This is a genomic window from Streptomyces showdoensis, from assembly GCF_039535475.1.
Lineage (GTDB): Bacteria > Actinomycetota > Actinomycetes > Streptomycetales > Streptomycetaceae > Streptomyces > Streptomyces showdoensis.
The window spans coordinates 2,435,473-2,459,018 of the sequence record NZ_BAAAXG010000026.1 but is presented as its reverse complement, the minus strand read 5'-3'; the positions used below and the strand labels follow the sequence as shown (position 1 = coordinate 2,459,018).

The window sequence follows — 23,546 nt, the reverse complement described above, 5'->3', positions numbered from 1 at the left end:
GAAGGGCCCGCCCGGCGGATGCCGGACGGGCCCTTCCCCCGTGTCAGGGGGTGCGTCAGTCGTCGCCCTGGAGGATCGACAGCAGACGCAGCGCCTCCAGGTAGATCCACACCAGGGTCATGGTGAGGCCGAAGGCCGCCAGCCAGGACTCCTCGCGCGGGGCGCCGTAGGTGATGCCGTCCTCGACCTGCTTGAAGTCCAGGGCGAGGAAGCAGGCGCCGAGGACGATGCCGATGACACCGAACAGGATGCCGAGGCCGCCGCTGCGGAAGCCGAGGCCGTCACCGCCGGCGAAGACGGCGAACAGCAGGTTGACCACCATGAGCAGCATGAAGCCCATCGCGGCGGCCATCACGAAGCCGTAGAAACGGCGGGTGACGCGGATCCAGCGCATCTTGTACGCGATCAGCACGCCGGCGAAGACCGCCATGGTGCCGAGCACCGCCTGGATGACGACGCCGTCCGCGATGTACGTCGAGACGGCGGCGGACAGCACGCCGAGGAAGACGCCCTCGAAGGCCGCGTAGCCCAGGATCAGCGCCGGCGACGGCTTGCGCTTGAACGACTGGACCAGCGACAGGACCAGCGCCACCAGGGCCGCGCCGATGGCGATGCCGTAGGACGTGCCCAGGTTCGCCGGGTCGACCGGCAGCAACAGCCAGGACAGCACGGCGGTGAGCACGACCGTACCGAGCGTGAGGGCCGTGCGGCTCACCACGTCGTCGATCGTCATCACATTGCCGCGGACCTGCTGCGGCGCACCGGGGACGGTGTCCTGCGGCGCGTACGGGTTGGTCGCGTAGGGGTTCGTCGCACCCTCGGCGTACGGGTTGCCGGTGGCGTACGGGTTGGTTCCGACGGCGGGGCCCCCGGCCTGCGGCTGCTGCGCGTTGAAGCCGGCGTAGCCGTTGTCGCGGCTGAACCCCCGTCGCGAGAAGACCGGGTTGCTGCTCCTCATCTCACTCCTCCATGGGCCGCACTGCGCGGCGTCCCCTCAAGAGTAATAGGGAAGCAAAAGAAACTCCCTAGTGCTCGGGGAGGATCTTTGGTGACGAAGAGGAGACGAAGAGGAGGAGCTGTGCCCGGAACCGGATTCGAACCGGTACGGCCTGAAGGCCAGCGAGGTTTAAGCTCGCCGTGTCTGCATTCCACCATCCGGGCGGGTCGCGAAGCTCCGCGTTGGCACATGAGCCTATCGGGGCGGGTCGCTCGTTCAGCGGAACGGTCTTCCGATGTTGTCTTATTTTATTGACACCTGAGGGGGTGTCAGCGCAGGTGAGGGCCCTTCGGCAAAGGGCGGCGGGGGTCGCGGCAGCAAAGAGCGGTGCGCCGGATTGACGAAAACTCGCCGACAGTCCGCGCAGAGTCCGTCAAGATCAGGGTCGCCGTCATACCTCAGGAGGAGGGGCGGGCCCCCCGGTCCGACTCCAGGCTGCCCCGGGAACGGGCACGTGGGCGGACGCCCCGGCCCGGAACGTTCGAAACGATGGAGTGGTTCCCGAACAGTCGCAGTGACAGGAGTCGCCGTCGTGACCACCACTCCCACCGTGCCCCGCTCGACCGCGGTGGCCGCCCGCGCCACCGACCTCTCCAAGGTCTACGGACAGGGCGAGACCCAGGTGGTCGCCCTCGACCGGGTCAGCGTCGACTTCCGCCAGGGCGAGTTCACGGCGATCATGGGTCCCTCCGGCTCCGGCAAGTCGACCCTGATGCACTGCGTCGCGGGCCTGGACTCCTTCAGCTCCGGCTCCGTGCGGATCGGCGAGACCGAGCTCGGCAGCCTGAAGGACAAGCAGCTCACCCAGCTGCGCCGGGACAAGATCGGCTTCATCTTCCAGGCGTTCAACCTGCTCCCGACGCTGACCGCGCTGGAGAACATCACGCTGCCGATGGACATCGCCGGCCGCAAGCCCGACAAGCAGTGGGTGCAGACGGTCATCGACATGATCGGCCTCTCCGGCCGGCTCAGCCACCGCCCCGCGCAGCTCTCCGGCGGCCAGCAGCAGCGCGTGGCCGTGGCCCGCGCGCTGGCCTCCAAGCCCGAGATCATCTTCGGTGACGAGCCGACCGGAAACCTGGACTCGCGCTCCGGCGCCGAGGTGCTGGGCTTCCTGCGCAACTCGGTGCGCGAGCTCGGCCAGACCGTGGTGATGGTCACCCACGACCCGGTCGCCGCCTCCTACGCGGACCGCGTGATCTTCCTGGCGGACGGCCGGATCGTCGACGAGATGCTCCACCCCACGGCGGACGGCGTGCTCGACCGCATGAAGGCCTTCGACGCCAAGGGCCGCACGAGCTGACGCGGCCCCGCCGCACCCCGTCCTCCGCCCCTGCTTCCGTTCAGGACCACCTCCATGTTCCGTACCGCCCTGCGCAATGTGCTCGCGCACAAGGCCAGGCTGCTGATGACCGTCCTCGCCGTCATGCTCGGCGTGGCCTTCGTCTCCGGCACCCTGGTCTTCACCGACACCCTCTCCCAGGCCTTCCGCAACCAGTCGGCCAAGAGCTATGACGACGTCGCCGTCGCCGTCACCGCCGCCCCCAACCAGCAGGACCCGAACCAGACGCCGGGCATCTCCGAGCGGACCCGGCAGAAGCTGGCCGCCCTCGACGGGGTCGCCGGGGCCACCGGCCGGGTCAACGGCTTCGCCGGCGTGCCGGACAAGAGCGGCAAGCTGATCGGCGTCGGCTGGTCCAACAAGGGCACCAACTTCGCCCCCGGCCAGGACGGCAAGGACCCGGCGTACGCCTTCACCAGCGGCACGGGCCCGGTGAAGGACGATCAGATCGCCCTCGACAAGGAGACCGCCGACAAGGGCGGCTACCAGGTCGGCGACCAGGTCCGGGTGGCCACCAACGGCCCGGTCGAGACGTACACGCTCTCCGGTGTCTTCACCACCGAGGACGGCGCCGTGAGCGCCGGCGGCAGCCTCGTCGTCTTCGACACCGCCACCGCGCAGAAGCTGTACCTCAAGCCCGGCCACTTCCTGGACGTCAACGTCACCGGCAAGCCCGGCGCGGACTCCTCGAAGATCCTCGCCGAGGTCAAGAAGGTCGTCGGCGACACCGCCGACGCCCAGACCGGTCAGGCCCTCGCCGAGAAGCAGGCCAAGGACATCGAGGAGGGCCTCTCCGCGATCAACAAGATGCTGCTCGGCTTCGCCGGCATCGCGCTCTTCGTCGGCATCTTCCTGATCTCCAACACCTTCACGATGCTGGTCGCCCAGCGCACCAAGGAACTCGCGCTGATGCGCGCCGTCGGCGCCTCGCGCAAGCAGATCACCCGCTCCGTGCTCGCGGAGGCCGGTCTGGTCGGCCTGGTCGCCTCCGTGGTCGGCTTCTTCCTCGGCATCGGGCTCGCCGCGACGCTGCGCTCCGCGATGGGCGCCTTCGACCTGAAGGTCCCGTCCGGTGACCTCGTCATCGGCTCGACCCCGCTGGTCTCGGCGCTCGCCGTCGGCGTCCTGGTCACCATGCTGGCCGCCTGGCTGCCCGGCCGCCGCGCCGCGAAGATCCCGCCGGTCGCCGCCATGAGCAGCGTCCACGCGGTGGCCTCCACCAAGTCCCTGGTCGTGCGCAACACCATCGGCGCGATCGTCACCGCCCTGGGCGCGGTCGCCATCATCGGCGGCGCCGGTTCGGGCGGCGACGACGGCCGGATGCTGATCGCGGGCGGCGCCTTCCTCGCGCTCATCGGCGTGATCATCCTGATCCCGCTGCTGTCCCGCCCGGTGATCGCGCTGGCCCGCCCGTTCCTGAAGCCCTTCGGCGTGGCCGGCTCGCTGGCCGGTCAGAACGCGGTCCGCAACCCGCGCCGCACCGGCGCCACGGCCTCCGCGCTCGCCATCGGCCTCACTCTGGTCACCGGTCTGTCGGTGCTCGGCGCCACGGTCGGCTCGGCCGTGGACCGGATGACGACCGACCAGGTCAAGGCCGACTACATGATCACCATGGCGAGCGGCGCCGGCCTCAACCAGGCCGCGCTGGACGCCGTGCGCACGACCCCGGGCCTGGCCGCCGTCTCGCCGCAGCAGGCCGGCTACCTCCAGGTGAAGGGCGACTTCAGGTCCGTCTCCGGCGTCACCCCGGGCGACATCGAGAAGGTCCTCAACCTGAAGGTGGTCGACGGCTCGCTGGGCTCGCTCGCCCAGGGCAAGGTCGCCGTCGAGGACAAGACCGCCGAGAAGCGGGGCTGGAAGGTCGGCACGACCCTCCCGGTCGAGTTCTCCGACAAGAAGAAGGGCACGCTGACGGTCGGCGCGGTCTACGAGGGCAGCGAGTTCGTCTCGCCCATGGTCCTGGACGCGGAGATCCTCAACGCGCACGACCCCCAGCCGTACATCCCGCAGATCCTGGTGAAGATGGACGGCGGCGCCTCCGCCACGGCCGAGAAGGCCCTGATGAAGGCGATGGGCGACAACCCGGCCATGACGGTCATGGACCAGAAGGACATCCGGGACTCGTTCGGCGGCGTCATCAACATGATGCTGAACATCATGTACGGCCTGCTGGCGATGGCCCTGATCATCGCGGTGCTCGGCGTCGTCAACACGCTGGCCATGTCGGTCTTCGAGCGCCAGCAGGAGATCGGCATGCTGCGGGCGATCGGCCTCGACCGGCGCCGGGTGAAGCGGATGGTGCGCCTGGAGGCCGTGGTCATCTCGCTGTTCGGCGCGGTGGTCGGCATCGGCCTCGGCTCGTTCCTCGGCTGGGCGATCGGCGAGACGCTCAAGAGCACCCTGCCGGACTACGCGCTGGTGCTGCCGTGGGGCCGGATCGGGATCTTCCTGCTGCTGGCCGGACTGGTCGGCGTGCTGGCCTCGCTGTGGCCGGCCCGCAGCGCGGCGAAGCTGAACATGCTGGCCGCGATCAAGGCCGAGTAGCACCCGTACGCGCCGAAGGGCCGGGTTCCCGCCGGGGAGCCCGGCCCTTCGGCGTACGGGTCAGCTGCCCGCGCAGTAGGTCATCAGGTACTGGTGGTTGGCCTTGAACTGGGCGTAGAGCGCCGGGTCGTCGATCTTCAGCAGCGTCTCGTCGTTGGCCCGCAGCGCCGGGTAGGTGTAGTTGTGGCTGCCGGTCCACACCAGCTTCCGGCCGGCCACGCCGTCGTACGTCCCCTCGACGAGCAGGTACTTGGAGTGCAGCCCCGCCTTCGCGACGCCGGCGCCGCGGTCCTCGTAGCACTGGACGCGCTGGGTGAGCTTGCCCGAGACGATCGACTCGACCGTGGTGCCCATGGAGCCGGGGGCTCCGTCGTGGGCGAGGGTCACGGAGCAGCCGGCGTTCTTCAGGGCGACCAGCTTGGTGGCGACCTCGTCACGGGTGAAGAGGTTGGCGGCCATCCGGATCTGCGTCCCCCCGGCGCAGCCGACGTTGTCGAGGATCAGCTTGACGGTGTCGGTGGAGGCGTCGTTGTCGTACGTGGTGCCGGCGGCCTCCTTGCGCGGGAAGAAGTACGCCTTGTACGGGCCGCTCGCCGGGGTCTTGTAGTAGTGGCTGAGCCCGGTCGCGGAGGTGCCGTGGGCGAGCAGGTCGGCGAAGTAGTCCTGGTAGATGCCGTAGAGACCGGTGTCGACGATGGTGACGGCGTTGTTGAAGAGGTCGGTGCGCTGGACCCCGGTCATGTTGGCGGAGGTCTGCACGACGACGTCGTTCGCGCCGCCGGTGTTCGAGAACAGCCAGAACTTGTTGTGGTTGATGGCGCCGTCGGGGTCGCCGGGCAGTTGGCGGGAGCCGATGCAGCCGCGTCCGGCGGGGCAGGCGAAGACCCAGGAGCCCTGGGCGCGGTCGGTGCCGAGGCGCGCGACGAGCCGGGGGTACTCGCCGCCGGTCATGGTGACGGAAGTGTGGTCGACGACGACCCGGACGTTCACCCCGCGGGTCTTGGCGGCGCCGAGGGCGTCGGTGACGGTGTCGTCGGTGAAGGTGTAGAGCCCGGCGGTGATGGTGGCGCCCGCGGGGGTCCGGCCGATGAGGTCGATGATGTGGTCGCGGACCCGGTCCTGGGCGGCGGCGTCACCGGACGGGTCGTTGAAGGTGGCCGTGGTGGTGACGGCGGCGGGCTCGGCGCCGGCCGGGGCCGGGGAGGCCGCGAGGAGGCCGACGGCGGCGGCCAGGGCGAGTGCCAGACGGGCGGGACGACGCAAGGTTCCCCCTGAAGCGCGAAAGCGGCATATGCATGACAATCAGGACACGGAAGGAACGGGGTGCCGGTCCACACCGGCACCCCGCCTTCCGGAACCCGAAGGTCCGAACGTATCAGCGCCCTTGGGGCTCCTGGGACTCCTCGGGCTCCAGGGACTCCCCGGACTCGCTCCACACCCTCGGCCGCAGCGCCACGCCCGAGGCGCCCGAACCCGGTGTCCGCACCGCCAGGAACTGGTTCACTCCGATGCGGTTGCGCTCGAAGGAGACCGCCGAGGCCGCCATGTACAGCCGCCAGATCCGCGCCCTCCCCGGCGAGGTCAGCCGCACCGCCCGGTCCCAGTCGCCCTCCAGGTTGGCCACCCAGCGGCGCAGGGTCAGCGCGTAGTGCTCGCGGATCGCCTCCACGTCCCGCACCTCGAAGCCCGCGTCCTCCAGGGTCGTCAGGGTGCGCCCCATCGGCGCCAGTTCGCCGTCCGGGAAGACGTACGCGTCGATGAACGCGTCCACCTCGTAGGCCTCCTCGTCCGGCTCCGGGCGGCGCGAGATCTGGTGGTTCAGCAGCCGCCCGCCGGGCTTCAGGAGCCCGTACAGCGCGTCCGCGTACTCCCGGTACTTCACCGTGCCCACGTGCTCGGCCATGCCGATCGAGGAGATCGCGTCGAACGGGCCGTCCTCGACGTCCCGGTAGTCCTGCACCCGGATCTCGATCCGGTCGGTCAGCCCCTCCTCCGCGATCCGCTTGCGCGCGAACGCGGCCTGCTCGCGGGAGAGGGTGACGCCGACGACCCGGGCGCCGTACTCACGGGCCGCGTGGATCGCCATCGAGCCCCAGCCGCAGCCGACGTCCAGCAGCCGGTCGCCCTCCTTCAGGCCGAGCTTGCGCGCGATCAGGTCCAGCTTGTCCCGCTGGGCGTCCTCCAGGGACCCCTGCTCGGTCCAGTAGGCGCACGAGTAGACCATCGAAGGACCCAGCACTATCGCGTAGAACTCGTTGCCCACGTCGTAGTGGTGGCTGATCGCCTGCTTGTCCCGGCGCCGGGTGTGCCGCGCGCCGCTGCGGCCGCGCATCTCCTCCAGCGGGGGCTTCGGCGGCGGGAAGGGGCCGGCCAGCCTCAGCAGCGCCGCCGCGGCGGCCCGCACCCTCGGGTCGCGCACCGTCTCCAGCAGGCCGCGCGACTCCTCGCCGCGCTCCCACAGGAAGCCCGCGAGCCGGTCGAGGACCGTGTAGAGGTCCCCTTCGACGTCGATCTCCCCCGCCACCCAGGCCCGGGCGAGCCCGAGCTCCCCCGGCTTCCACAGCAGCCGGCGCAGGGCGCGGCGGTCGCGGATGATCAGCACCGGGCCGTTCGCGGGGCCTGCTTCGCTGCCGTCCCAGGCTCGCAGCCGCACGGGGAGCGGAACTCCCAGCAGCTCCTCGGCGAGGGCGGTCAGCCGCGACGCGGCGTCGGCCATGATGAAACACCTCCGTGATCTCGTGCCCCAGAAATGCTTGTCACCAAGGGAACACCGTCGGTGGCCGTTCCAGTCCCGCCCGAAGGCAACGCGTCCGGAAAAACACGCGAAAGGGCCGTCCGCACCACGGATGGCGGACGGCCCTTTCGGGGTCTTGCTCGGGGGAGGTTACGAGGCCTTGGCCTTCTCCTGCACCGGGGCGGCCGGCGCCGGGGCGGGCTTGGCCGCCTCGTAGAACTCCTCGCGCGGGGTCTCCATGGCACCCAGGGAGACGACCTCGCGCTTCAGGAACATCGCGAGGGTCCAGTCGGCGAAGACACGGATCTTGCGGTTCCAGGTCGGCATGGCCATGCCGTGGTAGCCACGGTGCATGTACCAGGCCAGACGGCCCTTGAGCTTGATCTTCATCTTGCCCATGACGATCATCGCGACGCCCTTGTGCAGGCCGAGACCCGCGACGGCGCCCTTGTTGGAGTGCGCGTACTCCTTCTGCGGGAAGCCGCGCATGCCGGCCACCACGTTGTCGCCGAGGACCTTGGCCTGGCGCAGGGCGTGCTGGGCGTTCGGCGGGCACCAGGCGCGCTCGGCCGGGACGCCGGCCTTGATCGCGGCCAGGTCCGGGACCTGGGCGTTGTCGCCCGCGGCCCACACGTAGTCCAGACCGTTGACCTGGAGCTTCTCGTTGCAGTCCACGTGGCCGCGGGGGCCGAGCGGCAGACCGAAGCGGGAGAGCGCCGGGTTCGGCTTCACACCGGCGGTCCACACGATCGTGTTGGAGTCGACCTCGAGGCCGTTCTTCAGCACGACGTGGCCGTCGACGCAGGAGTCCATCGAGGTCTGGAGGTAGATCTCGATGCCGCGGCCCTCGAGGTGCTCCTTGCCGTACTGGCCGAGCTTCGGGCCGACCTCGGGAAGGATCTTGTCGGCGGCGTCGACCAGGATGAAGCGCATGTCCTCGCGCTTCACGTTCTGGTAGTACTTCGCCGCGTCGCGGGCCATGTCCTCGACCTCGCCGATGGTCTCCGCGCCGGCGAAGCCGCCGCCCACGAAGACGAAGGTCAGCGCCTTGCGGCGGACCTCCTCATCGGTCGTCGAGTCGGCCTTGTCGAGCTGCTCGAGGACGTGGTTGCGCAGGCCGATGGCCTCCTCGATGCCCTTCATGCCGATGCCCTGCTCGGCGAGGCCGGGGATCGGGAAGGTGCGGGAGACGGCACCCATCGCGATGACCAGGTAGTCGAAAGGCAGCTCGTACGCCTCGCCGACGAGCGGCGCGATCGTGGCGACCTTGCGGTCCTGGTCGATGGTGGTGACCCGGCCGGTGAGCACCTCCGCTCCGCGCACGACGCGTCGCAGCGGGACGACGACGTGGCGCGGCGAGATGCTGCCGGCGGCGGCTTCGGGGAGGAAGGGCTGGTAGGTCATGTACGACCGCGGGTCGACGACCGTGACGGTCGCCTCCGCGTAGCGCATCTTCTTGAGGATGCGCCGAGCTGCGTACAGGCCTACGTACCCGCCGCCTACTACGAGGATCCTGGGACGCTCCGTGGTGCTCATGCATCCGAGTATCCACCCCTGCCAGGGGGGTTGCTCGTGCGCCCCTTCACAAGCTTGTCGGGGTGCTCTGCTACACTCCGCCGCCCACGTGACCCAGGTCATGGTCCAGCAAAGGAACCAGGGGGTGCCCGTGGACGTTGTTCACCCCCTGTGAACTGGTCCGGAGAGCCTTACGCAACGCGGAACCATGGGGTGCGTTCACACGATGGAAACATCGAGCGAAGTGGCCTCCACGCCTGCGAAAGGGCCCCGAGAACCCCCTCGGAGGGACCAAAGGCCCTCCTCGGGCGCCATCAGGGCCCTTTCTCTTGTGAAGAACTTCACGAACTTTTCCGACGGCACGTCGTCCAGGGGCCCCCGTCAGGCCTCATAGGCGCCCGCTATGCGACGGATAGCGCGATCCCATCGAGAATGTCGTGCTCGCTGACGACCACCTCGGCGGCGCCGGTGCGCTCCATGATCTCGGCGAGGACCAGGGCGCCGGCGATGATCACGTCGACCCGGCCGGGGTGGATCACCGGGATCGCGGCCCGCTCGTCGTGGGTGGAGGCGAGCAGCCGGGCCACCACCTCGTCGACCTGGGCGCGGGAGATCCGCGCGTGGTGGATCTTCGTGGAGTCGTACTCCGGGAGCCCGAGCGCGATGGCGGCGACGGTGGTGACCGAGCCGGCCAGTCCGACCAGGGTCTCGGCCTCGCCGATCGGCACGGCCTCGGCGGCCAGGTCCAGCGCGGCCCGCACGTCGGCGCGGATCGCGGCGATCTCCTCCGCGGCCGGCGGGTCGTGCCGCACGTGCCGCTCGGTCAGGCGTACGCAGCCGATGTCGACCGAGCGGGCCGCCTCGACGTGCCGGTTGCCGACGACGAACTCGGTGGAGCCGCCGCCGATGTCCACCACCAGGCGCCGGTCGTCGCCGCGCAGCTCGCCGGTGGCGCCGGTGAAGGAGAACTCGGCCTCCTGGTCGCCGGTGATGACCTCGGGCTCGACGCCCAGGATCCCGACGACCCCGTTCACGAAGTCGGCGCGGTTCTCGGCGTCGCGGGAGGCGGAGGTGGCGACGAAGCGCAGCCGGTCGGTGCCGACCCCGAACTCCTCGATGACGGCCGCGTACTCCCGGCAGGCCGCGAAGGTCCGCTCCAGGGCCTCGGGGGCGAGCCGCCCGGTCCGGTCGACGCCCTGGCCGAGCCGGACGATCGTCATCCGGCGGTCGAGCTCGATCAGCTCGCCCGTCTCCGGGTGCACGTCGGCGACCAGGAGGCGGATGGAGTTGGTGCCGCAGTCGATTCCGGCGACCCGGGTCACGCGGCCCCCTCCCCGTCGGCAGGCTGGGTGGCGACGGGGCCGTCCTCGGACCGCTCCCCCGTCCGGCCGTCCTCCTCCTTGGACTCCTCGGAACCCTCCGGCGTCGCGCACGGCGCCACGCACGGGCCCTTCGCCCACCACTCGGGCAGCATGGCGAGGGCCTCGTCGCCGAAGGGGTTCACGCCCGGGCCGGCGACCAGCGAGTGGCCGACGAGCACGTGCAGGCACTTGACCCGGTCCGGCATGCCGCCGGCGCTCGGGAAGCCCTCCAGGACCTCGATGGCGTCGCGGCGCGCGAGGTAGTCCTCGTGCGCGGCCCGGTAGGCGTCGGCGAGCTCCGGGTCGGTGGCGAGCCGGGCCTGCATCTCCTTCATGACCCCGTTGGCCTCCAGGGTGCCGATGGCCGAGGCCGCCCGGGGGCAGGTCAGGTAGTACGTGGTCGGGAACGGCGTGCCGTCGGGGAGCCGGGGCGCGGTCTCGACGACGTCCGGGTTGCCGCACGGGCAGCGGTGCGCGATGGCACGCAGGCCGCGGGGCGGCCGGCCGAGCTGGGCCTCGAACGCGGCGACGTCCGCGTCGGTCGGCTCGGTGCGTGCGGTCTGCGGAGGGGGCGTTTCCATCATGGATCCTGGGTTGGTCAGTGGCGGTCGGCGTTGTCCACGCCGTCCCACAGGTTGTCGTACCAGGGGCGGTCCGTCGCGCCCTGGTCGGTGCGGGGCCGGTGCTCCGCGTCCGGGTCGTTCACGGTGAAGCCGGTCTCGCCGGGCATCACGTAGTGCAGGTGCTCGCGGGCCAGTCGGCGCACGTAGGCGGGGTCCTGGAGGCGGGCCTTCTCGTCCCGCAGTTCCTCGACCCGCTGGGCCGCCTCGGCCGACTTGCGCTGCTGGTCGGCGATCTCGCCCTGCTGGGAGACGTACTGCCGCATCGGGTAGGCGAGCGCCACCACGAGCGAGCAGACCACCAGGGCGAGGAAGGCCGCGCGGCCGGTGAGCCGGGAGCGGCGGGCCTGACGGCGGGTCTGGGAGCGGTAGACACGGGCGGCGGTCTGCTCGCCGAGCAGCCTGATCCGGGTCGCGGTAGAGAACCGGTCCCGGTCCTTCACGGCCATGTCGTACGCCTCCCCTTGTGCTGCCGACCCTGTTCAAACGCGCGTCCCCGCACACGGTACGGGACCGAGTGCGGGGACGTACGGATCAGTGCGGGTGTCAGCCCTTGAAGCGCGGGAAGGCGCTGCGGCCGGCGTAGACCGCGGCGTCGTCGAGGATCTCCTCGATGCGCAGCAGCTGGTTGTACTTGGCGACGCGCTCGGAGCGGGCCGGGGCGCCGGTCTTGATCTGGCCGCAGTTGGTGGCGACGGCGAGGTCGGCGATGGTGACGTCCTCGGTCTCGCCGGAGCGGTGCGACATCATGCACTTGAAGCCGCTGCGCTGGGCCAGCTCGACGGCGTCCAGGGTCTCGGTCAGCGAACCGATCTGGTTGACCTTGACCAGCAGGGCGTTGGCGGAGCCCTCCTCGATGCCGCGGGCGAGGCGCTCGGGGTTGGTGACGAACAGGTCGTCGCCGACCAGCTGCACCTTGGAGCCGAGCTTGTCGGTGATGACCTTCCAGCCGGCCCAGTCGTCCTCGAACAGCGGGTCCTCGATGGAGACCAGCGGGTACGCGGCGACGAGCTCCTCGTAGTACTCGGTCATCTCGGCGGCCGAGCGGGCCTTGCCCTCGAACTCGTACTTGCCGTCCTTGTAGAACTCGGAGGCGGCGCAGTCGAGCGCGAGCGCGATGTCCTTGCCCGGGACGTAGCCGGCCTGCTTGATGGCCTCGACGATGAGGTCGAGCGCGGCGCGGTTGGAGTCCAGGTTCGGGGCGAAGCCGCCCTCGTCGCCGAGACCGGTGGAGAGGCCCTTGGTCTTCAGGACGGACTTGAGGGTGTGGTAGACCTCGGTGCCCCAGCGCAGGGCCTCGGAGAAGGACTCCGCGCCGATCGGCGCGATCATGAACTCCTGGATGTCCACGTTGGAGTCGGCGTGCGAGCCGCCGTTCAGGATGTTCATCATCGGAACGGGCAGCAGGTGCGCGTTCGGGCCGCCGAGGTAGCGGAAGAGCGGCAGGTCGGACGCCTCGGAGGCGGCGTGCGCGACGGCGAGGGAGACGCCGAGGATGGCGTTGGCGCCGAGCGAGGACTTGTCCGGGGTGGCGTCCAGGTCGAACATCGCCTGGTCGATCAGACGCTGCTCGGTGGCGTCGTAGCCGACGAGCTCCGGGCCGATCTGCTCGATGACCGCGAGGACGGCCTTCTCGACACCCTTGCCCTGGTAACGGTTGGGGTCACCGTCGCGGAGCTCAAGGGCCTCGAACGCACCGGTGGAGGCACCGGACGGCACGGCAGCACGACCCGTGCTGCCGTCGTCGAGGCCGACCTCGACCTCGACCGTGGGGTTGCCTCGGGAGTCCAGGATTTCCCGGGCTACGACGACGTCGATGGACGGCACGAGCATCTCCTTCTGGGATGTGACGCTGGTTGTGACGCATGCGGCAAGGTCTCGTTTCGCCTTGCGACAAGAGCCTAACCGGCTCCGGGGCTCCGGCCAGCCGGACGCCCGCCCCCTGGGACGAAAAAGGACCCAAGGGCACGCATCTGAGGACGAAAGACCCATTACTACTGATCGGTAAGGACCCGGGAGGGCCCCGCGAAGGCTCCGGGAAGGGCCCGGAACGGGGAAACCCCGGTCCGGAGCGCACGGGGGAAGGGCACTCCGGACCGGGGTGGTCACCGCGGGTGGGTCGTCAGGCTCACTTGAGGTGGAGCTGCTGGCCCGGGTAGATCAGGTCGGCGTTCTCGACGACGTCCTTGTTGAGCTCGAAGAGCTTGGCCCAGCCGCCCTTGACGCCGTGCGCCTGGGCGATCTTGCTGAGGGTGTCGCCGGCGACGACCTTGTACTCGCCGTCGCCCTTCTTGACCTTCTTGCCGGTCGGGGTGGTGACCGTCTTCTTGGAGACCGTCTTCTTCGACGTGGTCTTCGGCGCCTGGCGCTGCTCGCTGCGGGTCGTCGGCTGCTCGGTGGAGCGCTTCGACGACGAGGACGAGGAAGAAGAGGACGAGGAAGAGGAGGAGGAGCTCGCCGAGGAGGAGCCGCCGTTGTAGGCGGCGCCGGAGAGACCCACGCCACAGCTCGGCCACGCGCCCTTGCCCTGGCCGGCCAGGACCTTCTCTGCGATGGCGATCTGCTGGGACTTCGACGCCAGGTTGGCGGTCGGGGCGTAGGCGGTGCCGCCGTACGCGGCCCAGGTGGAGGCGGAGAACTGCAGGCCGCCGTAGTAGCCGTTGCCGGTGTTGATGGACCAGTTGCCGCCGGACTCGCACGCGGCGACGGCGTCCCACTCGGAGGCGGTGGCGGCCGAGGCCGTGCCCGCGGTCATCAGCGGGGCCGCGACGGCGACACCGGTGACGCCGACGAGGGTGACGACGCGGGTCGCCTTGGAGGGACGACGGTGTTTGCCCTTGTTGCCGGAAAACAGCATGGGAATTCTCCTCACCGACGCCTACGAGGTGAGCTGTCGGGTTCGGACCTGATGAGTTGTCCGGCCGCGTGTCCTTGCACGCGGCTTCACCCCAAGCCGATCGTCGGCCGTCTGTCTCAACGGCCGGGGCCGGCACTTACCTTGGGTCCCCCGCTCCTGCCTTCGGCGCTTGCGCGACGACTGTTCCCGTAGGTCGGCGGCAGGATTCGGCGTACCGGTCGACGGGGCCCGCGGTGGCGAGCGGTCCTGACCGTAGACATAGACCCGGCGGAAGTTCAAAGACCATCAACCCGGAAAAATCGCCCCTACTTGCTCCCCTCAGAGGGGTGTTTATGCAGGTGAGGGGCGACCCGAGCAAACTTTGCGGACGTGACACGCCAGTTCGGCAAGAGAGACCCATGTCTCACTTACTCATAACGGACATTCAGCCCCGAACTACTCTCCCGCAGGGACGGGTTCACCGTTCAGGTCAAGGCTCTGACCAGGGATGATGAGGTCCGGGTCGGCGCCGACCGTCTGCTTGTTGGCGTCATAGAGGGCGGTCCAGCCGCCGGGCAGCGCGTTCTCCTGCGCAATGTCCGACAGACTGTCACCCGGCTTGACGGTGTATTCGTCAGCCTTGCCCGTCTTGTCCGACTTCTCCCCCGTGACCGCACCTTCGGCCGACGCGCCGCCACCGGCAGCGCCATCCGTCGACCCGTCAGTCGGGGCCGCGTGACGCCCGGAATCGGGCGTGCTGTCCGGGATGCCCGGTTCCTCCGGCGCCGCGTCACCACGGTGCTTGCCCGTGCCCGGGGCGGCCGGATCCGTCGTGCCGGGAGTGCCGGGAGTACCCGGCGTGCCGGGCGTGCCCGTCGTGTCGGGCGTACCGGGCGCGGTCGGCGTGCCGGGCGTCGCGGAGCCGTCCGGCGTGGCCGGGGTCGCGGGCGGGGTGGTGACGCCGGCCGAGGGGGAGGCCGGGGTCACGGGGGTGGCCGGGGTCGTGGTGCTCGCCCCGGAGCCGGCCGGCAGTCCGTCGGTCCGGTTGGACTCGGCGACCGGACCGGTGGACGCCTTGGGCTTCACCGCGGGCCCGGGGACGACGGCGGGCTTCCTGCCGTCGTTCGTCAGGCCGGCGATCGGCGCGCAGGTGGCCCACTGGGTGTCACCCGCGGCGAGCGCCCGGTCCGCGATCGCGATCTGCTGAGCCCGGCTGGCGAGGTCCGCGCTCGGCGCGTACGACAGGCCGCCGTGGCGCTCCCAGCTCTCCTGGGTGAACTGGAGACCGCCGTAGAGCCCGTTGCCGAAGTTGGCGCTCCACGCGCCGCCCGACTCGCACTCGGCGACCCGGTCCCAGGTCGGGGCGTCCGCCGCGGAGGCGGAGCCGGTGGCGAGCAACGGCAGGGCCATGGCCGAGCCGGTGACGCCCGCCGCGACGACGAGTGCGGGGGCCTGGCGGGGTCTGCGGTGTCGTCCGTTCCCGGAGCGCATACGGACTGCCTTTCGCGTGGCTGCTGAGACTGCGGGTGAACGTAGCGGCATTCGAACGTGAGTCACAAGTCGATGCAGCGGAGATCACGCGAAGATCACATTCTTGACGGTCCGTCAGCCGAGCGGGGCTTTGTGGGAAGCGCTGAACTCCACCGGAAGCGTGCGCAGGCCACGCATGATCAGCCCGCCGCGCCACCGCAGTTCCGCCGGATCGGCCCCAAGTCGCAGGTCCGGAAGGCGAGTCAGGAGCGTCGCGAGCGCCGTCTGCCCCTCCAGTCGCGCCAGCGGAGCGCCCAGGCAGTAGTGGATGCCGTGCCCGTAGCCGAGATGCTGGTTGTCGCGGCGTGCCAGATCCAGGGTGTCGGGCCCGTCGAAGCGCTCCGGGTCGCGGTCCGCGGCCGCCAGCACCACCAGGACCGGGTCGCCGGCCGGGATCTCCTGGCCGCCGAGGGTCAGCGTCTCGGTGGCGAACCGCCAGGTCGCCATCTCGACCGGACCGTCGTAGCGCAGCAGCTCCTCGACGCCCGTCTCCAGCAGCCCGGTGTCCCCCGCCGCCAGCGCGTCCTGGAGCCGCTCCCGCTGCTCCGGGTTCCGCAGCAGCGCGTACACGCCGTTGCCGATGAGGTTGACGGTGGTCTCGAAGCCGGCGAAGAGAAGGATGAAGGCCATGGCGGCGGCCTCGTTCTCGGTGAGGTGCTCGCCGTGGTCGGAGGCCTTGATGAGCCCGGAGATCAGGTCGTCCCCCGGGGCCTCGCGCTTCTTGTGGATGAGTTCGAGGAGATAGCCGCGCATCTTCTTCACCGAGCGGGCCACCCCGCCGCGCGGCCCGCCGCCGTGCCGGATCATCATCCCGGCCCAGTCCCGGAAGTCGTCCTGGTCCTCGCGCGGCACGCCCAGCAGGTCGCAGATCGCGTAGATGGGGAGCGGGAAGGCGAACTCGTGGATGAGGTCGGCGCTGCCGCGCTCCGCGAAGTCGTCGATGAGCCGGTCCGTCAGCTCCTGCACCCGGGGCGCGAACTCCGCGACCCGGCGCGGGGTGAAGGCCTTCGACACCAGCCGCCGCAGCCGGGTGTGGTCCGGCGGGTCGATGTTGAGCAGGTGGGTCATCAGCTCGGCCTTGCGTTCGCCCGGGATGCCCGTCTTGCCCTTGGCGTGGGCCGGCTCGTCGTGGTGCGCCGGGTTCTTCGAGAGCCGCTGGTCCGCGAGCGCCTGCCGGGCGTCCCCGTACCGGGTCACCAGCCAGGCCTCCACCCCGCTGGGCAGCTTGGCCCGGTGCACCGGCGCGTGCTCGCGCAGCCAGGCGTAGGCCGGGTACGGATCGGTGGCGAACTCCCAGGTGAAGAGCTCGGGGGCGGCGGGTCGGTCGGACATGGTCCCGACACTAACCCGCCGCCCCGCGGCTCCCGTCACAGCCGGGCGTACACCCCCTTCGCGGTCAGCTGGTCGAAGGCCAGCCGGACCGCGGTGGCGCTGTCGACCGGGAGCGGCCCGCCCACGGCGGTGATCTCCGTGTCCGACAGCGCCCGCCGGACCAGCGTGAACTCGTCCAGCGAGCCCTTCAGCCGGTCCTTGTCCGCGCCGGTGCTGTCGGGACGCGCGCCGAGCCGGAAGCCGCGCACGTCGAAGCCGTCCTCGACGGTCAGGGACCCGGCGACGGCACCGCTCGCGACGGACCGGACGGCGGTCCCGTCGCCGACCGACAGGGTCAGCGTGCCGCCCGCGCGGCGCAGCACGACGTGCCGCCAGGTGCCGTCGCCGAAGACGGTCCCGGCCGGGGCCGCGGCCTCCAGGCTGGTGATGCCCCGGTCGGTCTGGACGTGGGCGACGACCTTGTTCTCCTGGGACATCGCGCGGATCCACAGCTGGCGTTCCGAGGTGCCGGTCCCGTACGCCCAGGCGAGCACCGGGCTGGTGTTGTCGGCCTGCCGGAAGCGCACCCAGGTCGCCAGGGTGAAGTCGCCCGAGCCGAGCGCCCGGTCCTCCCCGTAGGGGAGCTCCACGCTGCCGGTCGCGCCGTCGAGGTCGAGGCTGCGGCCGAACTTGGCGCCGGTGTCCGTGACGGTGGCGCCGGGCCGCACGATGCCGTGGCCGCAGTGCCGCGAGGCGTCGGGGGTGGCACGGGCGGCCGGGTCGTCGGCGGGCCGGGCCACCAGGTGCTGCTCGGTGTGGTTGCCGTCCATGTTCCACCAGACGTACGGGTCGCGCGGGGCGCTCGATCCGCCGACGGCCGTGTTGTAGAGGCCGGTCTCCTCGGTCGCCGACAGCGCCCGCTTGTAGTAGCGGAAGTCGTCGAGCTCGCCGGTCAGGACGTCGGTACCGGTGGGCTTGGAGCCGACCCGGAAGCCCTCGGGGGCGGCGATGCCGTCCGTGAAGGAGCCGGTCAGGCCCTCGACGGTGGTGGGGCTGCCGTTGTCGACCCGCATCGTGACGGTGGTCGCGGCGGCTTCCGGGGCCGCCTTCCTGCGGGTCAGCGTCAGCAGGTGCCACGCGTTGTCGCCGAAGGCGGCCCGGTCGGCCCTGGTGTCGATCACGTCGACCGGGACCGAGGCCCCGGCCGTCTCCAGGCGGGCGGTCAGCCGGTCGGCGGACGGCTTGGCCCGCACCCACAGCGAGGGCTTGCCCGAGGTCGATCCGTACGCCCAGAGCAGCGCGGCGTCCTGCGGGTTGGCCGTGGAGTCGTAGCGGAACCAGAGGGCGAAGGTGAACTCGCCCGTGCCGTTGTCGACGGCGGGGACGTAGGGCACCTCCACGCCCGGCAGGTTCGGGCCGACGGCCAGGGCCCCGGAACCGATGCGGCCCTTGACGACCGCGCCCTCGGTGCTGGTGGTGCCGAGGACGGTGCCGTCGGCGCAGTGGCCGGAGACGTCGTCCTGGATCCGGGTGTTCACCAGGGCCACCGGGTCGGCGGTGTCGACCGCCTCGAAGGGGAGGTGGGCCCGGAGCGCGGCCGGGGCCACGTCCTCGGGCTTCGCGCCGCGCAGCGCGTCCCGCTCGGCGTCCGACAGGACCGCGCCGTAGAGCCGGAACTCGTCGAGGGTGCCGGTGAAGCCGTCGTTGGCGTCGGTGCCCGGCTTGTCGCCGAGCCGGATGCCGGCCGGGTCCTCGGTGCGCGCCGGGGCGAGCCGTCCGACGTCGGTGCGGGTGTCCTGGGCGACGAGGTCGTCGACCCGGAGGGTGACCGCGGAGCCCTGGCGGCTGAGGACGAGGTGGTGCCAGAGGCCGTCGCCGAAGGCCTTCGCGGTGGGGTGCGCGGGCGCCTTGAGGGTCAGCGTGACGTGATGCCCCGAGTCGCCCTCGACCCGGGCCATGACCTGGTCGTTCTGCGGCTGCACCCGGACCCAGACCTGCGGCCGGGGGTCGCCGACCCCGTACGCCCACAGCAGCGTCTGCTGCGGGGTGGCGGCGGTGGCGTCGTACCTGAAGAAGAGGGAGTACGTGACGTCCCCGGCGCCCGGGTCGAGCCCGGGGGCGTACGGCAGGTCGGCGGAGCCGGCGTTGCCGTCGGCGCCGCCGTCCAGCTGGAGGCCCTGGCCGAAGCTCCGGGTGCCGAAGCGGGCGCCCGCGCCGAGCACGGCCCCGCTGCCGAGGTAGCCGTCGTGGGCCTCGGCGGTGGTGTCGGGGCTGGTCCGGCCGGCGGCCGGGGAGGTCTGCGGCAGGGCGGAGCCCTTGGCGGCGAAGCCGCCGGGGAGGCCGAGCTCGCCGACCGCGAAGCGGGTGAAGTAGATGTGCTCGGCGGAGAAGGACCGGCCGCCCTCGTGGACCATGCCGATCTCGCCGGCGGACAGCTCGGCCAGGTCGGAGTAGCCGGCCCGGTCGCCCGGCACCTTGGCGACCTGACCGCCGGGGGCGTCCTGCCAGGTGGTGCCGCCGTTGTCGGAGTAGCGGATCCGCATGCCCTGGCGCAGCGTCATGTGCGAGGGGGTCGACATGAGGAGCAGGTCCCCGGGCCGGGTGCGGTAGGTCTGGCGGGGCGCGAGGAGGCCCACCTGGACGTCCGGCCCCTTCCAGCCCCGGGTGTGCTGGAACCTCGGCACCTTCAGGGCGCCGGTGGTGTCGTCGACGCCGACGGAGTGGGTGCGGTGGCCCTCCACCTGGGTGGCGTCGGTCGCGCTGACCCGGACGTCGTAGGGGCTGCGGGCGCTCACGTAGACCTGGCCGCCGGGCAGCTCGGCCACCACCGGCTCACCGGGCTTGGCGACCGGGGTGTCGGCCGTGGCGCCGGGCGGCAGGGCGGGCAGGTCCTTGGCGCGCAGGAAGGAGTTCTCGGTGACGCTCGCGGTCCAGGTCGCGCCCTTGTCGTCGCTGTAGAGGACGCCGGCCCGCTGGTCCTCGGCGCCGGCGGTGTCGCTCGCGGTCTCGTAGGCGCCGACGACCAGGCGCCCGGCGTGCGGGCCCTCCTGGAGCTGGATGCCGTGCGAGGGTCCGGTGCCGAACCACTTCTTGCCGCTCGTGGTCAGGCGCGGGATGGCCCGCGGGGCGCCGAAGCTGAGGCCGTCGTCGTCGCTCCGCTGCACCCAGGACATGCGGGTGCTGACCGGGGCGGAGGTCTCGGAGTTGGAGAGGAGGAGGACGGCGCCGTCCTTCTCGGCGACCGGCGAGGGGTTGCCGCGCACGTGCGGGGCGTCCGGGTCGCTCTCGGTGCCGGACAGGACGGTCCGGATCGGGGACCAGGTGCGGCCGTCGTTCGTGGAGCGGCGCATCACGATGTCGATGGGGCCGCGGTCCGCGCACGAGGGGGAGGTCCGGCCCTCGGCGAAGGCGAGGAGCGTGCCCTTGGCCGTCTTCACCAGGGTCGGGATGCGGAAGCAGCCGTAGCCGGCCGTTCCGGAGCGGAAGAGGACCTGCTGGGTGCCGAGGTCGCCGTCGGCGGATATCCGGGTGCCGCCGGCGGCGGCGGGCGCGGCGGCGCCGAGGCCGAGCGCGGGAACGAGGGGGACGAGAACGGCGAGGGCGGCGAGGGAGACCGGCCAGGCTCCCGGGCGACGGCCCCCGCTATGTCGTCCGGCTCCGTGATCGTCATGTCCACTGCGGAAACGTTTCATGATCGAAAACCTAGACGCCCCCCTCACGGGAAGCAGGAATTCCGCCTCCAGTCCCTGAGGTTGTGATCGTCACGTGACGCCCCGTGGCCTAGATTCACCCCGTGGATGCCCAGTTGCTCAGAAGTACGTTCGCGGTCGTCGAGAGGCGGGCGGAACACGCCGTCACCTTCTTCTACTCGCACCTCTTCTGGAACAACCCGGGCATGCGCGAGCTCTTCCCCCGGGACCTGGGCCCGCAGCGCGACCGGCTCTTCGCCGCCCTCACCCACGTGGTGACCCACCTGGAGGAGCCGAGGCTCGCCCACTACCTCGGGGAACTGGGCCGCGACCACCGCAAGTTCCTCGCCACCCCGGCCCTCTACACCGCCGTCGGCGCCAGCCTGCTCGCCGCCTTCGCGCACGCCTCGGGACCCGCCTGGACCATCGAGGCCGAGAAGGCCTGGACCGAGGCGTACGGGCGGGTCGCCGAGCTGATGACGGCCGGCGCCGCCGCCTCCGAGGAGGAGGGGCAGCCCGCCTGGTGGGACGCCGACGTCGTCGGCCACCGGCGGTACGGGGACGACCTGGCCCTGCTGACCCTGCGGCCCCGCCGCCCCTACCCGTACCTGGCCGGGCAGTACGCCAGCGTCAGCAGCCTCCACGTGCCCCGGGTCTGGCGCACCTACTCCCTCGCCAACGCGCCCCGCCCCGACGGCACCCTCGACCTCCACGTCAGCCGGGTCGCGGACGGCCTGATGAGCACCGCGCTCACCGAGCGGCTCCGGGTCGGCGAGACCCTGCGGCTCAGCACCCCGGGCGGCGCGCTCACCGCCCGCACCCCGCCCGGCAAACCCCGCACCTACATAGCCGCCGGCACCGGCTGGGCGCCCGTGCGGGCCCTCCTGGAGGAGGCGGCCGAGGACGAACCCGAGCTGGAGGGGCGCCTGTTCGTCGTCGCCCGCGCCAAGGAGTACCTGTACGGGAAGCCGGACGCCGAGCGGTTCCGCTCCCTCATACCGGGCCTGCACGTCACCTACATCACCGCCGCGCCCCGCCGCCCCCGCGACCAGGCCACCGAGCGCCTGGTCCAGGCCCTGCGGGCGTCCGTCAACTGGCCCGCCCACGACGTCTACCTGGCCGGCCCGCCCGGCTTCCTCGGCGAGGTGGCCGAGGAGCTGGAGGAGCTCGGCACCGACCCGGCCCGCGTCTTCCACGACACGCTCCCGGCCGTGGGCCGCTTCACCAAGCGCCCGAACACCCACGCGGAGTGGCTGATCGAACCGCCCCCGCTCCACTGGCACAACCCGGACGCCCGCGCCCCGCGCGAAGTCTGAGCCCCGGGGCCGCCGAACGGCCCGGGAGCACATCCGCCCGGGCCCCGGGGCCACGCCTCCCGAACGCCCCGCGCACGAGCCCCTCGCCCTACGCGGTGCCGAGGCCCTCCGCCTCGCGGATCGCGTCCCGGTAGAGCCGGCCGGCCGCCCGCAGGGCCGCCTCCGGGTCGACCCCGGCGGCCTCCGCCCGTACCGCCAGGGCGAGCAGCTCGTATCCGATGCCGCCCCCCGTGGGCGGGGCCACGTCGAGCCCGGCCGTCCGCACCCGGCCCGCCAGCTTCGCGGCGAGCGCGAGCCCCGGCTGCCCGAGCGGCACCCCGTCGGTGACGGAATCCCGCCGCTTCTCGGCGGCCTTCGTCCGCAGCCAGTGCTCCTTGACCTCCTCCGGCGTCTCGGCGGTCGCGTCGCCGAAGACGTGCGGATGGCGGTGGATCAGCTTCTCGACGATCGTCCCGGCCACGTCGTCGACGGAGAACGGCTCCTCCGCGTCCTCCTCCGCGATCCGGGCGTGGAAGACGACCTGGAGCAGCACGTCGCCGAGCTCCTCGCGCAGCGCCTCCCGGTCCCCGTCCTCGATCGCCTCGACGAGCTCGTACGCCTCCTCGATGCCGTACTTGGCGAGCCCCTTGTGCGTCTGCTGCGAGGACCAGGGGCACTCGCGCCGGATCCGGTCCATGACCTGCACGAGGTCGAGCAGCCGGGCCCCGGGAAGGTCGTACGAGCCGGGCAGCAGCTCCAGGTCGGGCATGCTGACGCGGCCGGAGCCGGCGAGCCGGGCGAGGCCGTCGGTCAGCGCCGCGTCCCCCTCCCCCGACGGCAGCACGAGGACGGTCCGGCCCCCGGCGCACGCCTCGACCAGCTCCTGGGCGGAGGGCCGCAGGAGCTCGACGTCGACCCCGGCCTCGCGCAGGTACGGCAGCTGGGGGTGGCCGGCGTCCGGGCACAGCACCCGGTCGGCCGCGCGCAGCGCCTGCCAGGCGGGCCAGGACAGCAGTCCGGGCGCGACGCGGTGGCTGGCGGTGAGCAGGACGATGCGGCCGGGGTCAGGGTTCTGGGCGTTCACCCCTCGAACCTACCCCGGCCCGCCGCTCACAGGCTCTGCTCGGGCGCCTTGCTGATCTGCCGCACCCAGGGCGCGGTGTAGGTGCCGAGCTCGATCTTCTCGTCGTCCCAGCTGCCGTAGCGCGGGTTGACGTCGATCCTCAGCGCCTTGGAGGCCTGGCCGAAGGCGTCGGCGAGCTTCTTCTGGCCCTCGGGGGTGTTGGTGACGCCCAGCTTCTCGGCGATCTTGTTCATGAGGACGGCCCGGCGGGCGACGTCGTCGATCTGGCCGGGCGCGACCCCCTGCTGCTGGAGCAGCACGGCCGCCATCTGCTGCTCGCCGCCGCTCTGGCGGGCGAAGTCGTTCCGGGCCCGCTGGATCTCCCCGCGGCCGGCGGTGACCCCGTTGTCCGCGGCGACCCGGTCGACGACCCGGTCGAAGATCATGCCCTGCAGCTTGCGCCGGTTGAGGTCGCCGGTCTCCTTGATCAGCTGCGCGGACTGCGGCGAGGCCTGCTGGGCCGCCCGCACGTCCTCGACCTGGGCCTGCAGGCTGGAGACCTCGATCCGCTGTCCGCCGACGACCGCCGCCGCCCCGGGATGGGCGTCACTGCCGCAGGCGGTGAGGAGCGGGGCCGCGGCGAGCAGGGCGACGGCGGAGACGGAGAGCGCGGTGCGGCGGTGCAAAGGAGCCTCCCGGCGTGGGTCGT

General features: G+C 71.6%; 17 protein-coding genes, 1 tRNA gene and 1 riboswitch. Of the genes, 3 read left to right on the top strand and 15 right to left on the bottom strand.

The annotated features are described in order from the left end of the window. Positions 1-55 precede the first annotated feature (55 nt). Both ABD981_RS24245 and ABD981_RS24240 read right to left on the bottom strand, forming a co-directional pair. Complete coding sequence (locus ABD981_RS24245; RefSeq protein ID WP_046910133.1) at positions 56-958, bottom strand: Bax inhibitor-1/YccA family protein; 903 nt, start codon at positions 956-958, stop codon at positions 56-58. 121 nt (positions 959-1,079) lie between these two features. After that, positions 1,080-1,161 (bottom strand) — tRNA-Leu (locus tag ABD981_RS24240). Positions 1,162-1,529: 368 nt separating this feature from the next. Between ABD981_RS24240 and ABD981_RS24235 the strand changes: the two genes are divergently transcribed. Together ABD981_RS24235 and ABD981_RS24230 are read left to right on the top strand one after the other, a co-directional pair. Next, positions 1,530-2,300 (top strand): ABC transporter ATP-binding protein, encoded by a 771-nt coding sequence (locus ABD981_RS24235; protein WP_046910134.1) that lies wholly within the window; start codon positions 1,530-1,532, stop codon positions 2,298-2,300. 54 nt (positions 2,301-2,354) lie between these two features. After that, positions 2,355-4,883 (top strand): ABC transporter permease, encoded by a 2,529-nt coding sequence (locus ABD981_RS24230; RefSeq protein WP_046910135.1) that lies wholly within the window; start codon positions 2,355-2,357, stop codon positions 4,881-4,883. A 60-nt stretch (positions 4,884-4,943) separates the two neighbouring features. Here the strand turns inward: ABD981_RS24230 and ABD981_RS24225 are convergent, their stop codons facing one another. From ABD981_RS24225 to ABD981_RS24175, 11 genes are all read right to left on the bottom strand, one after another. Further along, positions 4,944-6,146 (bottom strand): phospholipase D-like domain-containing protein, encoded by a 1,203-nt coding sequence (locus ABD981_RS24225; RefSeq protein WP_046910136.1) that lies wholly within the window; start codon positions 6,144-6,146, stop codon positions 4,944-4,946. A gap of 112 nt (positions 6,147-6,258) precedes the next feature. Next, positions 6,259-7,599, bottom strand: a complete 1,341-nt coding sequence (locus ABD981_RS24220; protein ID WP_046910137.1) for an SAM-dependent methyltransferase — start codon at positions 7,597-7,599, stop codon at positions 6,259-6,261. A gap of 168 nt (positions 7,600-7,767) precedes the next feature. Further along, positions 7,768-9,153, bottom strand: a complete 1,386-nt coding sequence (locus ABD981_RS24215) for an NAD(P)/FAD-dependent oxidoreductase (protein WP_123954884.1) — start codon at positions 9,151-9,153, stop codon at positions 7,768-7,770. Between the two features lie 380 nt (positions 9,154-9,533). Beyond that, entirely contained in the window at positions 9,534-10,454 is a 921-nt protein-coding gene (locus tag ABD981_RS24210; RefSeq protein WP_046910139.1) for a Ppx/GppA phosphatase family protein, read from the bottom strand. After that, entirely contained in the window at positions 10,451-11,074 is a 624-nt protein-coding gene (locus tag ABD981_RS24205) for a DUF501 domain-containing protein (protein ID WP_046910140.1), read from the bottom strand. The genes ABD981_RS24210 and ABD981_RS24205 overlap by 4 nt, the downstream gene beginning before the upstream one ends. 17 nt (positions 11,075-11,091) lie before the next feature. After that, the gene (locus ABD981_RS24200; RefSeq protein WP_046910141.1) at positions 11,092-11,562 is read right to left on the bottom strand and encodes an FtsB family cell division protein; all 471 of its coding nucleotides are present in this window, start codon (positions 11,560-11,562) and stop codon (positions 11,092-11,094) included. A 97-nt stretch (positions 11,563-11,659) separates the two neighbouring features. Beyond that, a complete protein-coding gene (gene eno / locus ABD981_RS24195) occupies positions 11,660-12,946 on the bottom strand; it encodes a phosphopyruvate hydratase (RefSeq protein WP_046910142.1) in 1,287 nt (428 codons plus the stop codon). Positions 12,947-13,241: 295 nt separating this feature from the next. After that, complete coding sequence (locus ABD981_RS24190; protein WP_046910143.1) at positions 13,242-13,970, bottom strand: LysM peptidoglycan-binding domain-containing protein; 729 nt, start codon at positions 13,968-13,970, stop codon at positions 13,242-13,244. 3 nt (positions 13,971-13,973) lie between these two features. Continuing rightward, a riboswitch (cyclic di-AMP (ydaO/yuaA leader) is annotated at positions 13,974-14,148 on the bottom strand. 257 nt (positions 14,149-14,405) lie between these two features. Beyond that, entirely contained in the window at positions 14,406-15,440 is a 1,035-nt protein-coding gene (locus tag ABD981_RS24185) for a LysM peptidoglycan-binding domain-containing protein (RefSeq protein ID WP_046910144.1), read from the bottom strand. A 114-nt stretch (positions 15,441-15,554) separates the two neighbouring features. Next, the gene (locus tag ABD981_RS24180) at positions 15,555-16,811 is read right to left on the bottom strand and encodes a cytochrome P450 family protein (protein WP_046910145.1); all 1,257 of its coding nucleotides are present in this window, start codon (positions 16,809-16,811) and stop codon (positions 15,555-15,557) included. 35 nt (positions 16,812-16,846) lie between these two features. Continuing rightward, entirely contained in the window at positions 16,847-20,482 is a 3,636-nt protein-coding gene (locus tag ABD981_RS24175; protein ID WP_046910146.1) for a LamG-like jellyroll fold domain-containing protein, read from the bottom strand. Positions 20,483-20,583: 101 nt separating this feature from the next. On the opposite strand from ABD981_RS24175, the gene ABD981_RS24170 reads away from it, so the two are divergent. Further along, a complete protein-coding gene (locus tag ABD981_RS24170) occupies positions 20,584-21,795 on the top strand; it encodes a globin domain-containing protein (protein ID WP_240495371.1) in 1,212 nt (403 codons plus the stop codon). Positions 21,796-21,883: 88 nt separating this feature from the next. Here ABD981_RS24170 and ABD981_RS24165 read toward each other — a convergent pair whose 3' ends face one another. Continuing rightward, the gene (locus tag ABD981_RS24165; protein ID WP_046910147.1) at positions 21,884-22,858 is read right to left on the bottom strand and encodes a nucleoside triphosphate pyrophosphohydrolase; all 975 of its coding nucleotides are present in this window, start codon (positions 22,856-22,858) and stop codon (positions 21,884-21,886) included. 26 nt (positions 22,859-22,884) lie between these two features. Then, positions 22,885-23,523, bottom strand: coding sequence for a SurA N-terminal domain-containing protein (locus ABD981_RS24160; RefSeq protein WP_046910148.1), 639 nt, complete (start codon positions 23,521-23,523; stop codon positions 22,885-22,887). Positions 23,524-23,546 lie beyond the last annotated feature (23 nt).

Coding starts and splice junctions, on each gene's coding strand:
- ABD981_RS24245 (WP_046910133.1), bottom strand. CDS start 958: ATGAGGAGCAGCAACCCGGTCTTCTCGCGACGGGGGTTCAGCCGCGAC.
- ABD981_RS24230 (WP_046910135.1), top strand. CDS start 2,355: ATGTTCCGTACCGCCCTGCGCAATGTGCTCGCGCACAAGGCCAGGCTG.
- ABD981_RS24220 (WP_046910137.1), bottom strand. CDS start 7,599: ATGGCCGACGCCGCGTCGCGGCTGACCGCCCTCGCCGAGGAGCTGCTG.
- ABD981_RS24215 (WP_123954884.1), bottom strand. CDS start 9,153: ATGAGCACCACGGAGCGTCCCAGGATCCTCGTAGTAGGCGGCGGGTAC.
- ABD981_RS24205 (WP_046910140.1), bottom strand. CDS start 11,074: ATGGAAACGCCCCCTCCGCAGACCGCACGCACCGAGCCGACCGACGCG.
- ABD981_RS24200 (WP_046910141.1), bottom strand. CDS start 11,562: ATGGCCGTGAAGGACCGGGACCGGTTCTCTACCGCGACCCGGATCAGG.
- eno (WP_046910142.1), bottom strand. CDS start 12,946: ATGCTCGTGCCGTCCATCGACGTCGTCGTAGCCCGGGAAATCCTGGAC.
- ABD981_RS24190 (WP_046910143.1), bottom strand. CDS start 13,970: ATGCTGTTTTCCGGCAACAAGGGCAAACACCGTCGTCCCTCCAAGGCG.
- ABD981_RS24185 (WP_046910144.1), bottom strand. CDS start 15,440: ATGCGCTCCGGGAACGGACGACACCGCAGACCCCGCCAGGCCCCCGCA.
- ABD981_RS24180 (WP_046910145.1), bottom strand. CDS start 16,811: ATGTCCGACCGACCCGCCGCCCCCGAGCTCTTCACCTGGGAGTTCGCC.
- ABD981_RS24175 (WP_046910146.1), bottom strand. CDS start 20,482: ATGAAACGTTTCCGCAGTGGACATGACGATCACGGAGCCGGACGACAT.